This is a genomic window from Streptomyces sp. M-16, from assembly GCF_052114405.1.
In the GTDB taxonomy this organism is placed as follows: Bacteria; Actinomycetota; Actinomycetes; order Streptomycetales; family Streptomycetaceae; genus Streptomyces.
On record NZ_JBFRER010000188.1, the window covers coordinates 1 to 9,393 of the forward strand.

Consider the following 9,393-nt stretch of genomic DNA (forward strand, 5'->3'; position numbering starts at 1 on the left):
GCATGAGCGGGGCCCCGGGGCGGGGCGGCGCGGCGCACGGGCGGGGCGGGCACGCGGCCCCGGGGCGGGAACCGGGCACGCCCGACCTGTGGGTGGTCGTGCCCGCCTACAACGAGGCCGCCTCGCTGCCGGGCACGCTGGCCGCGCTCGCCGCGCAGCAGGACAGGGCGTTCGCGCTGGTGGTGGTCGACAACGCCTCCACCGACGCGACGGCCGAGGTGGTACGGGAGTTCGCGCGCTCGGCGCCCTTCCCCGTCGAGCTGGTCCCCGAGCCCGAGCCGGGGGCCGGGACCGCCGCCGACACCGGTTTCCGGTACGCCGTGCGGGCCGGGGCGCGCCTGTTGCTGCGTACGGACGCGGACTGTCTGCCGGCCCGGGACTGGACGGCCGTCGCCCGGACGGAGTTCGGGCGCGGCGCCGAGCTGCTGTGCGGGCGGAGCGTGCCGCGCGACGACGAGCGGCCCACCTTCGCCGAGGTGCGGTTGCTGCCCGCGCTGGTCCGGCTGTCCGCGCTGTACGGGCGCTGCCGTGCCGCGCACCGCGGTGCCCGGTTCCGGGCCCCGTACGTGCTGTGCCACGGCCACAACCTCGGCATCACCGCCGCGCTGTACCTGCGCTGCGGCGGGGCCCCGCGGGAGCGGCTGGAGGAGGGGTCGGAGGACGTCACCCTGCTCAACCGGGCGCGGGAGCACAGCGGGCGCGTGGTGCGCGTCGAGCACCTGGTGGTGCGGAGCAGCCTGCGACGGCTGCGTTCCTGGGGTGCCCGGCGCACCCTGCTCTGGTACTGGGACCGGCGCTACCGGCCCGTCGACACGGAAGAGGTCCACGTCCGGTGAGTGCTGTGAACGCCCACGCCCACGCCCATGCCAAGGCCCGGCGCCGGGACCGCAAGGTCTACCTGCGCGGCCATCCCCTGCTGTTCGGGCTGCTCGCGGCCACGCGCGGGCGGGCGGTGCGCCGGCTCGGCGGGACGCTGCTGGTGCACGACGCGGACGCCTACCGGGAGGCGCTGACCCGGCTGCCGCTGGACCGGACGGCGGCCGGCACCACGGGCGGCGCCGCACGCTCGGCGCTGGGCGGCGGGGCCGGGGGCGTGCTGTTCGACCAGGAGGGCGGCGGGCACCGGGCGGACCGGCGGGCCCTCGCGGAGCGGCTCGGCGCGGCCGGGGTGGCGCGGCTGCGCGGGGAGTGGGGGCCGTCGCTGGTACGGGGGCTCGCTCCGCTGTCCCGGGGCGGCGAGGTGGACGTGGTGGCGCTGGCGCGGGAGCTGGCCGGGTCGGTGGTGTGCGGGCTGCTGGAGGTGCGGGCCGAGCCGCGCGTGCTCGCGGAGGCCGCCGCGCGGGCCGCGGCGGCGTCGGTGCGCAGCCATCTGCCGGGTCCGCGCCGGCCCGGGGCGCGGGCCGCCGCGGCGCGGGCGGCCCGTCGGCTTCGGCTGCTGCTGGGCCGCGGGGAGGAGGCGCTGCCCGCGATGGTGGCGGTGGCGGCGGTGAACACCACGGTGGCGGCGCTGCCGCGGGCGGTCGCCTGGTGCGCGGACGCGGGGCTGTGGGAGCAGGCCGCCGACGCGGAGCTGCGGCCGCGGCTGGTGGAGGAGCTGCTGCGGGTGACGGCGGCCTCGCCGGTGCTGCCCCGGGTCGCGGCGGCGGCCGGGACGGTCGGGGGCTGCCCGGTGCGGGCCGGGGACCGCCTCGTCCTGGTGGCCCGGCACGCGGCGGGGGCGCACCGGAGGGATCCCGACGGGCGGGACCCGGCCGGGCCGGGGGTGGCGCGGCTGGTGTTCGGGGCGGGGTCGCACGCCTGTCCCGGGGCCCGGCTGGCCGAGGTGCTGCTGGGTGACGTACTGGAGGCGCTGGCCCCGTACCGGCCGGTGGTGACCGGGGCCCGGGTGGACCGGCGGGCGGCGCTGCCGGGGTGGCGTTCGCTGACGGTGGGGGCGGGAGCGTGAGGCCGCGCGTGGCGGTGACGGGGGCGAGCGGTTTCTGTGGCGGGTGGGTGGCCCGGGCGGCGGCCGCGGCGGGGGCCTCGGTGGTGTGCGTGGGGCGGCGGCCGGGTCCGGTGGGGGAACACCGCTTCTGGGACGCGGCGCGTACGGTGCCGGACCTGGCCGGGGCGGACTTCGTGGTGCACTGCGCGGCGGCCGTCGGCGACCCGGCGCCGGGTTCGCGTGCGGAGGCGGCGATGCGGGCGGTGAACGTGGACGGCACGGCGCGGCTGCTGCGGGCGGCGGCGGGGCGGCCGGTGGTGTGGGTGAGCAGCGCCAGCGTGTACGACCCGCGCCGGGCGCGGGAGCTGGTGACCGAGGACCATCCGCGGGAGGGCCAGCTGAACGCCTACGGCCGGACCAAGGCGGCGGGCGAGGCACTGGCCCTGGCCGGGGGTGCGGTGGTGCTGCGGCCGAGGGCGGTCTACGGGCCGGGCGACACCCAGCTGCTGCCCCGGCTGCTGTCCCGGGTCCGCGCGGGGACGCTGCTGCTGCCGGGTCCGGACGTACGGCTGAGCCTGACGGCGGTGCAGAACCTGGCGGACGCCTGCCTGGCGGCGGCGGGCTGGACCCCGGGCGCCTACAACGTGGCGGACGCGCGGCCGTACGGCCGGGACGCGGCCGTCGGCGCGGTGCTGCGGGCCCACGGGGTACGGGCCCGGATCCGGCACCTGCCGCTCCCGCTGGCCCGTACGGCGGCCGGGGCGGCGGAGGCGGTGTCCCGCCTGACCGGCTCCGAGCCCGCCCTGAGCCGCTACGCGGTGGACCAGCTGTCCCACCCGGTGGTCCTGGACCTGACCAGGGCCCGCTCCCGGGGCTGGTCCCCGACCCGCACCCTGGCGGACCACCTCGGCTCCCTCCCCGGCTGAACCGGCCCGCACCCGGGTGCGCGTGCGACCGGGTGTGGGGGGCCGGGGGCTGGGGGGCTGGGGCTCAGCCCTCGGTCGGGGTGAGCCTCAGGGAGATGCTGTTGATGCAGTACCGCTGGTCGGTGGGGGTCGGGTAGCCCTCACCGTCGAAGACGTGTCCCAGGTGGGAGCCGCACTTCGCGCAGCGGACCTCGGTGCGGACCATGCCGTGCGAGGTGTCGGCGATCAGTTCGACGGCCTCGGTGTCCTTCGGGTCGAAGAAGGACGGCCAGCCGCAGTGCGAGTCGAACTTCTCCGTCGAGCGGAAGAGTTCGGCGTCGCAGGCGCGACAGGAGTAGACGCCCTCCGTCTTGGTGTCGGTGTACTCACCGCGGAAGGCCGGCTCGGTGCCGGCGAGGCGCAGCACCTGGTACTCGGACGGGGTCAGCTCGGCCTGCCACTGCTCGTCCGTCTTCTGGACCTCGTACGCCATGACGTTCCCGCTCCCTCAGTTCGACAGCCGGGCGAGGATCCGGGGTCCCAGATCGGTGACGTCGCCCGCGCCCATGGTCAGAACGAGATCACCGGGCTTGGCCATTCCCGCGATCACGTCGGCGACGGCCTCCTTGGAGTGCTCGGCGGTGACGTCGGCGCCGGCGGCGCGGGCCGCGGCGATGATGATCTCGCTGGTGATGCCGGGGATCGGGTCCTCGCGGGCCGGGTAGATGTCGAGGACCAGGGAGGCGTCGGCCAGTGCGAGGGCCTGGCCCATCTCCTTGCCCAGCTCCTGGGTGCGGGAGAAGAGGTGCGGCTGGAAGACGACCAGGATGCGGGAGTCCCCGGCGGCGCCGCGGATGGCTTCCAGGTCGGCGTTCATCTCGGTCGGGTGGTGCGCGTAGGAGTCGATGACCTGCACGCCGGCCGCCTCGCCCTTGAGCTGGAGGCGGCGCTTGACGCCGGTGTACTTGCCGAGGGCGGAGGCCAGGTTGTGCGCCGGGATGCCGAGGGCGACACCGGCGGCGAGGGCCGCGACGGCGTTGTGCGCGTAGTGGCGGCCGGGCACCGAGACGGTGAAGGTGAGCATCCGGTCCTGGAGCAGGACGGTGACCTCGCTGGTCAGGCCGCGCGGCGTGATCTTGGTGATGCGGACGTCGGCGCCGTCCTCCTCGCCGTACGTGACGACCGTGAGGCCCTGCGTGCCCGCGACGCGGCGGGCGATCTCGGCGGCGCCGTCCTGGCTGTGGGCGACGACCAGGGTGCCGCCGGGGACGATCTTGGAGACGAAGGTCTCGAACGACTCGTAGATCTCCTCCATCGACGCGTAGTTCGCGTGGTGGTCGAGCTCCGCGTTGAGGATGATCGCGACCTCGGGCGCGTACTTGTGGAAGCTGCGGTCGCTCTCGTCCGCCTCGGCCACGAAGATGCCGCCCTCGCCGTGGTGGGCGTTGGAGCCGGGGGCGTCCAGGTCGCCGCCGATGGCGTAGGAGGGGTCGAGGCCCAGCGCCGAGAGGGAGACCGCCAGCATCGAGGTGGTGGTGGTCTTGCCGTGCGTGCCGGCGACGGCGATGGGGCGCAGGCCGTCCATCAGCGAGGCGAGGGCGTCCGAGCGGTGCACGACGGGGATGCCCAGCTCGGCGGCGCGGGTCAGCTCCGGGTTGTCGGAGCGGATGGCGCTGGAGACGACCACGCAGGTGGTGTCGTCGGCGAGGTGGCCGGCGGCGTGCCCGATGTGGACCGTGGCGCCGTGGGCGCGCAACGCCTGGGCGGTCTCGGAGTCACGGGAGTCGCTGCCGGCCACCTGCGCGCCGCGCTGCGCGAGGATCTTCGCGATGCCGGACATGCCGGCGCCGCCGATGCCGATGAAGTGGGGCCGTTCCATCGCGGTCGGCAGGCCGGGCTTCATTCAGGTCGCTCCAGGATCGAGTGGGTGCGGTGGGGCTGTGCCGCCCCAGCCTATTCGTTGTGGGCGAAGAGCTTGAGCACCGGAACCCCGACCTTGTGCCGTGCCCGGGAGGCCCAGTCCCGGTGGAAGAACTCCTCGACGAAGTGCGGAGCGGTCAGGACGATCACCTCGTCGGCCGCCGTCTCGTCGACGACGCTCTTGAGGTGGTCGAGGGGGTGGTTCTCGATGATCTGCCCGACGGCCTTCGCGCCCTTCCTGCGCAGGGCCGCCAGGGAGTGTTCGAGGGCCTGCGCGGCAGGGCCCCGGGCGGCCTCACCCCCGGGCTCCTCGCCTTCGTGGAGGGCTTCGGGAAGCTCGCCGAGCGCTACGTCGTCGATGGCGCGGAGCAGTCGGTCCTGGTCACCCCTGGGTTGCATGAGGACGACGAAGGAGACCTGGTCGTCTCCGTGCAGGGTGGTGACGAAGTCCACGTCCACCGTGGTCAGCGGCTGCTCGATCATCAATACGCTCGTGAACACGGACGCCCTCTCCTTCATGGGCCGGGGCCGGTCGGCCGGCCCCTGCGGAAACCATCCTGCCCCGCAGTCGCGCGGGGCCTTGCGCAGATACATGTGCCCAGGTATGTGCCCAGCGGAAGCTAAGCGGAACGACAAATTCCGCCCCTTGTTCAGATCCGACGGTAGCTCGTGAACAGGAACCCGGCCTCTTCCAGTACGACGGCGGGCGCGAGCCGGTGCGGAACCGTGACGGAGGGCCCGCCCGCGATCCGCTGGGCACCGCCCGCCGTGAGGGTCGGGGAGATCGTCAGGCACAGCTCGTCCAGCGCGTCGGCGGCGATGAACTGCCCCAGCAGCCGGGGCCCGCCCTCGGTCAGCTGGCGGCGCAGCCCCCGCGCGGCCAGTTCCCGTACGGTCCGGGCGGGGTCCGCGCCCGCCCCCTCGCCCGCGACGACGACCTCGGCCCCGGCGGCGGTGGCCGCGGCCACCCGGTCGGCGGGCGCGGCGGCCCCGGTGACCACCAGGGTGGGCACGAGGGGGGAGGTGAACAGGGGCAGGGTGAAGTCCAGGTCCAGGCTCGCGGTGACCACGGCGATGGCRGGGGCGGGACCCTGGCCGGCGGCCTCGCGGCGGGCCGCGAAGGCCTCCCGGGCGCGGGCCGGGCGGTAACCCTCCTGGCGAACCGTTTCCGCGCCGACGACCACCACATCGGCCAGGGCCCGCAGGGTGCCGAAGATCCGCATGTCGCTCTCGCCGGAGATCGGCTGCGAGCGCCCGTCGTGCTGAGCGGCCCCGTCCAGCGTGGCGACCATGTTCGCCCGCAGCCAGTGCGCGCCGGGGGCGAGCTCCGGATAGGCGTAGGCGTCCGCGAGCTCGTCCAGCGACCACTCGCGGTCGGCCAGGTCCGGGGAGGACGGGGCGGATGTCTGATCGGTCACAGGGAGCAGGCGTCGCATCGGTGCAGTCTGACACGCCGCGTAGAGTTAAGGGCTGTGTCAACTTCACTCTCGACCTCCGGATCTGCCCTGTCCGGGCAGCCCCCGATAGCCGACGCGGGCCCGCTGGCCCTGTGCGCCCGCGAACCGCGGGTGCCCGCCGAACGGCTGGTGGCCGAGATGGTGCCGCCCCCGCGCTTCGACTCGGTGCGCTTCGACACCTACGACCCGGACCCGGCCCAGCCCAGCCAGGCCGAGGCCGTCACCGTCCTCAGCGGCTTCGCCGCCGGCCTGGGCGGGGCCCACGCCACCGGCGCCGGCAAGCGGCGCTGGTTCTCGAAGAAGCCCGCCGCGCCCGCCCCGGGCCCGCGCGGGGTCTACCTCGACGGCGGCTACGGCGTCGGCAAGACCCACCTGCTCGCCTCCCTCTGGCACGCCACCCCGGCCGAGCCCGCGCTCAAGGCGTTCGGCACCTTCGTGGAGCTCACCAACCTGGTCGGCGCGCTCGGCTTCCAGCAGACCGTGCAGACCCTGGGCGGGCACCGGCTGCTGTGCATCGACGAGTTCGAGCTGGACGACCCGGGCGACACCGTGCTCGTCTCCTCCCTGCTGAGCCGGCTGGTCGAGCAGGGCGTGGCCCTGGCCGCCACCTCCAACACCCTGCCCGGCAAGCTCGGCGAGGGCCGCTTCGCCGCCGCCGACTTCCTGCGCGAGATCCAGGGGCTCTCGGCGCACTTCCGGCCGCTGCGGATCGACGGCCAGGACTACCGCCACCGCGGCCTGCCCGAGGCCCCGGCGCCGTTCACCGACGAGCAGGTGGCGAAGGCCGCGTACGGGACCCCGGGCGCGAGCCTCGACGACTTCCCGGGCCTGCTGGAGCACCTGGCCAAGGTCCACCCGAGCCGTTACGGGGCCCTCACCGACGGCATAGCGGCCGTCTGCCTGACCGATGTCGGCCCGGTCCCGGACCAGTCGACGGCGCTGCGCCTGGTGGTGCTCGCCGACCGGCTGTACGACCGCGAGGTGCCGGTCCTGGCCTCCGGGGTGCCCTTCGACCGGCTGTTCAGTGAAGAAATGCTCAACGGCGGTTATCGGAAGAAGTACTTCCGAGCCATATCGCGGCTCACCGCGCTCGCCCGCGACGCGAAACCCCTGGTGTCGCAGTAGGTTTGGCACGGCCGGGCGCTCTGGCGGCCCGGCTGTTTCCATACCTTCGAAGGGATCCACCATGGCCACCACGCGCTCGTCCCACACCGTCTGGGAAGGCAACCTGCTCAAGGGTGCCGGCACCGTCTCCCTCGACTCCTCGGGCCGGGGCTCGTTCGAGGTCTCCTGGCCCTCGCGCGCCGAGGCCGCGAACGGCAAGACCAGCCCGGAAGAGCTGATCGCCGCCGCCCACTCCAGCTGCTACTCGATGGCGCTCTCGCACGGCCTCGACGGTGCCGGTACCCCTCCCACCCGGGTGGAGACCAAGGCGGACGTCACCTTCCAGCCCGGTGAGGGCATCACCGGCATCCACCTGACCGTGCGCGCCGAGGTGCCCGGTCTGGACGCCGAGGGCTTCGCCGCCGCCGCCGAGGACGCCAAGAAGAACTGCCCGGTCAGCCAGGCGCTGACCGGCACCACGATCACCCTGAGCGCCGAGCTCGTCTGATCCGCGCCCGTCACCGGGCCCCCGCGCCGTCCCCACGGGGGCCCGGTGGTGTGACGTCCGGCCCTGCCGCAAACGTCCGATTGCCACATAGTCATATATTTTGCGTACGTGACCCTTTCTGTACGCAAAGTGGCGGCCGTGGCCGCGCTCAGCGCCGCCCTCGCGGGATGTGGGGGCGGCGCCGGCACGCCGCCGGACGGCGGCCAGGCCCGCATGGGCACCCACGCGGCGTCCGGCCCGACGGCCGCGCCCGCCTCCCCCTCCGCACCCGCGTCCCCGCTGCCCGGCGCCCCGGGCCGGGCTCCGACCCTGGCCCCCGGGCCGAACGGCCTGACGCCCGTCTTCGAGCGCACGCGCCAGCGCGCCGACAAGGCCGTGGCCCTCACCTTCGACGCCGACATGACCTCGGACCAGGGGCCGCGGGCCGCGTCCGGGGAACACTTCGACAACCCGGAGCTGATCGCCACCCTGCGCCGGCTCCAGGTCCCCTCGACCGTCTTCATGACGGGCCGCTGGGCGGAGGAGTACCCGGACCAGGCGAAGTCCATCGGCACCGACCCCACCTTCGAGATTGCGAACCACTCGTACAGCCACCACGCCTTCAAGTCCCCCTGCTACGGCCTCCCCGCCCTCGACGGCGACGCCGCCCGGTCGGACGTGGAGCAGGCCTTCGCGGCGTTCAGGAAGGCGGGCGCCGTCAACACGGTGCCCTACTTCCGCTTCCCGGGCGGCTGCTACGACGACCGGGCGCTGCGGGCCCTGGCACCCGCCAAGGTGACCGCCGTGCAGTGGGACGTGGTCAGCGGCGACGCCTTCGCGAAGGACCCCGACGCGGTGGCCGAAGAGGTCCTGGCCGGGGTCAAGCCCGGCTCGGTGGTGGTCATGCACTGCACCCGCAGCGCGGCCCCCGTCACCGAGGAGGCCATCCGGAAGATCGTCCCGGAGCTGCGCAAACGGGGGTACCGCTTCGTGAAGGTGTCCGAGCTGATGGGGAAGTGACGGTTCATCCGGAGCAGGCGGTGCGCTGCGCCTCCTGCCACTCGCACACCGGGCACAGCACCACGCCCGGGGTCGCGACCCCGTACTCGGTGGGCTCGCCGCACTCCGGGCAGTCGGCGTACGGCGGCCCCGCTACCCGTGCGGCGGGCGCGGCGGGGGCGGGGCAGTACGACGGATCCTGCTGCGGCTGGTCCATACCCCCGAGCGTACGCGGCGGAGGGACGGAGCGGCCTACTCCCGCCGTGCGCTGACGAGGCAGGCCAGCGCGCCCGCCGCCGCCGCGAGGAGCAGCGCCGCGGCCAGGGAGCCCAGCGGGAGCGGCACGCCGTCGGTGCGGGCGGCCCCGACCAGGGCGGACACCGCGCTGCGGGCCGGGGAGACCACCGCCACCCAGGCCAGCAGGGAGCCGAGGCCGCCCGCGAGCACCGCGAGGCCGCGCCCCCGGACCAGCGGCCGGCTGCACAGCGCCCCGACGGCCGCCCCCGTCAGGGCGCACACCAGGACGGCGACCGCCCCGGCGGCGGCGGTGGCGGCGGGGGGCTTCCCGCCGGGCCCGCCGCACAGCAGGGCGTAGCC

At 75.1% G+C, this 9,393-nt stretch carries 11 protein-coding genes and 1 pseudogene; 6 read left to right on the plus strand and 6 right to left on the minus strand.

What is annotated here, in order from left to right; genetic code table 11:
- From AB4039_RS39960 to AB4039_RS39970, 3 genes are all read left to right on the plus strand, one after another.
- On the plus strand, window positions 1–836 hold an 836-nt coding region (locus AB4039_RS39960; protein WP_442273082.1), incomplete at its 5' end, for a glycosyltransferase family 2 protein.
- Window positions 833–1,945: a cytochrome P450 gene (locus AB4039_RS39965; protein WP_266843292.1), complete on the plus strand. Its 1,113-nt coding sequence runs from the start codon at window positions 833–835 to the stop codon at window positions 1,943–1,945. The genes AB4039_RS39960 and AB4039_RS39965, both read left to right, overlap by 4 nt.
- Window positions 1,942–2,850 (plus strand): NAD-dependent epimerase/dehydratase family protein, encoded by a 909-nt coding sequence (locus tag AB4039_RS39970; RefSeq protein WP_266843291.1) that lies wholly within the window; start codon window positions 1,942–1,944, stop codon window positions 2,848–2,850. The genes AB4039_RS39965 and AB4039_RS39970 overlap by 4 nt, the downstream gene beginning before the upstream one ends.
- Window positions 2,851–2,914: 64 nt before the next feature.
- Here AB4039_RS39970 and msrB read toward each other — a convergent pair whose 3' ends face one another.
- The 4 genes from msrB to AB4039_RS39990 form a co-directional block, all read right to left on the minus strand.
- Window positions 2,915–3,322 (minus strand): peptide-methionine (R)-S-oxide reductase MsrB, encoded by a 408-nt coding sequence (msrB, locus tag AB4039_RS39975; protein WP_266843290.1) that lies wholly within the window; start codon window positions 3,320–3,322, stop codon window positions 2,915–2,917.
- 15 nt (window positions 3,323–3,337) lie between these two features.
- Entirely contained in the window at window positions 3,338–4,732 is a 1,395-nt protein-coding gene (gene murC, locus AB4039_RS39980; RefSeq protein WP_266843289.1) for a UDP-N-acetylmuramate--L-alanine ligase, read from the minus strand.
- A gap of 50 nt (window positions 4,733–4,782) precedes the next feature.
- Complete coding sequence (locus AB4039_RS39985; protein WP_266844115.1) at window positions 4,783–5,268, minus strand: indole-3-glycerol phosphate synthase; 486 nt, start codon at window positions 5,266–5,268, stop codon at window positions 4,783–4,785.
- Between the two features lie 131 nt (window positions 5,269–5,399).
- Window positions 5,400–6,185 (minus strand): pyrimidine reductase family protein, encoded by a 786-nt coding sequence (locus tag AB4039_RS39990; protein ID WP_266843288.1) that lies wholly within the window; start codon window positions 6,183–6,185, stop codon window positions 5,400–5,402.
- A gap of 36 nt (window positions 6,186–6,221) precedes the next feature.
- Here AB4039_RS39990 and zapE point away from each other — a divergent pair, with 36 nt between their 5' ends.
- The 3 genes from zapE to AB4039_RS40005 all read left to right on the plus strand — a co-directional run bounded on the left by zapE (window position 6,222) and on the right by AB4039_RS40005 (window position 8,817).
- Window positions 6,222–7,331 (plus strand): cell division protein ZapE, encoded by a 1,110-nt coding sequence (gene zapE, locus AB4039_RS39995; RefSeq protein WP_266843286.1) that lies wholly within the window; start codon window positions 6,222–6,224, stop codon window positions 7,329–7,331.
- Window positions 7,332–7,392: 61 nt separating this feature from the next.
- Window positions 7,393–7,818, plus strand: coding sequence for an OsmC family protein (locus AB4039_RS40000; protein ID WP_266843285.1), 426 nt, complete (start codon window positions 7,393–7,395; stop codon window positions 7,816–7,818).
- 108 nt (window positions 7,819–7,926) lie between these two features.
- Complete coding sequence (locus AB4039_RS40005) at window positions 7,927–8,817, plus strand: polysaccharide deacetylase family protein (protein WP_266843283.1); 891 nt, start codon at window positions 7,927–7,929, stop codon at window positions 8,815–8,817.
- Window positions 8,818–8,821: 4 nt separating this feature from the next.
- Here the strand turns inward: AB4039_RS40005 and AB4039_RS40010 are convergent, their stop codons facing one another.
- Both AB4039_RS40010 and AB4039_RS40015 read right to left on the minus strand, forming a co-directional pair.
- Window positions 8,822–9,013, minus strand: coding sequence for a hypothetical protein (locus tag AB4039_RS40010; RefSeq protein ID WP_266843281.1), 192 nt, complete (start codon window positions 9,011–9,013; stop codon window positions 8,822–8,824).
- Window positions 9,014–9,048: 35 nt separating this feature from the next.
- Window positions 9,049–9,393, minus strand: a pseudogene (locus tag AB4039_RS40015) (ABC transporter); the annotation flags it as partial.

Excerpts from the sequence above, each read along its gene's own strand:
- msrB (WP_266843290.1), bottom strand. The coding sequence starts at position 3,322 with ATGGCGTACGAGGTCCAGAAGACGGACGAGCAGTGGCAGGCCGAGCTG.
- AB4039_RS40000 (WP_266843285.1), top strand. The coding sequence starts at position 7,393 with ATGGCCACCACGCGCTCGTCCCACACCGTCTGGGAAGGCAACCTGCTC.
- murC (WP_266843289.1), bottom strand. The coding sequence starts at position 4,732 with ATGAAGCCCGGCCTGCCGACCGCGATGGAACGGCCCCACTTCATCGGC.
- AB4039_RS40010 (WP_266843281.1), bottom strand. The coding sequence starts at position 9,013 with ATGGACCAGCCGCAGCAGGATCCGTCGTACTGCCCCGCCCCCGCCGCG.
- AB4039_RS39985 (WP_266844115.1), bottom strand. The coding sequence starts at position 5,268 with ATGAAGGAGAGGGCGTCCGTGTTCACGAGCGTATTGATGATCGAGCAG.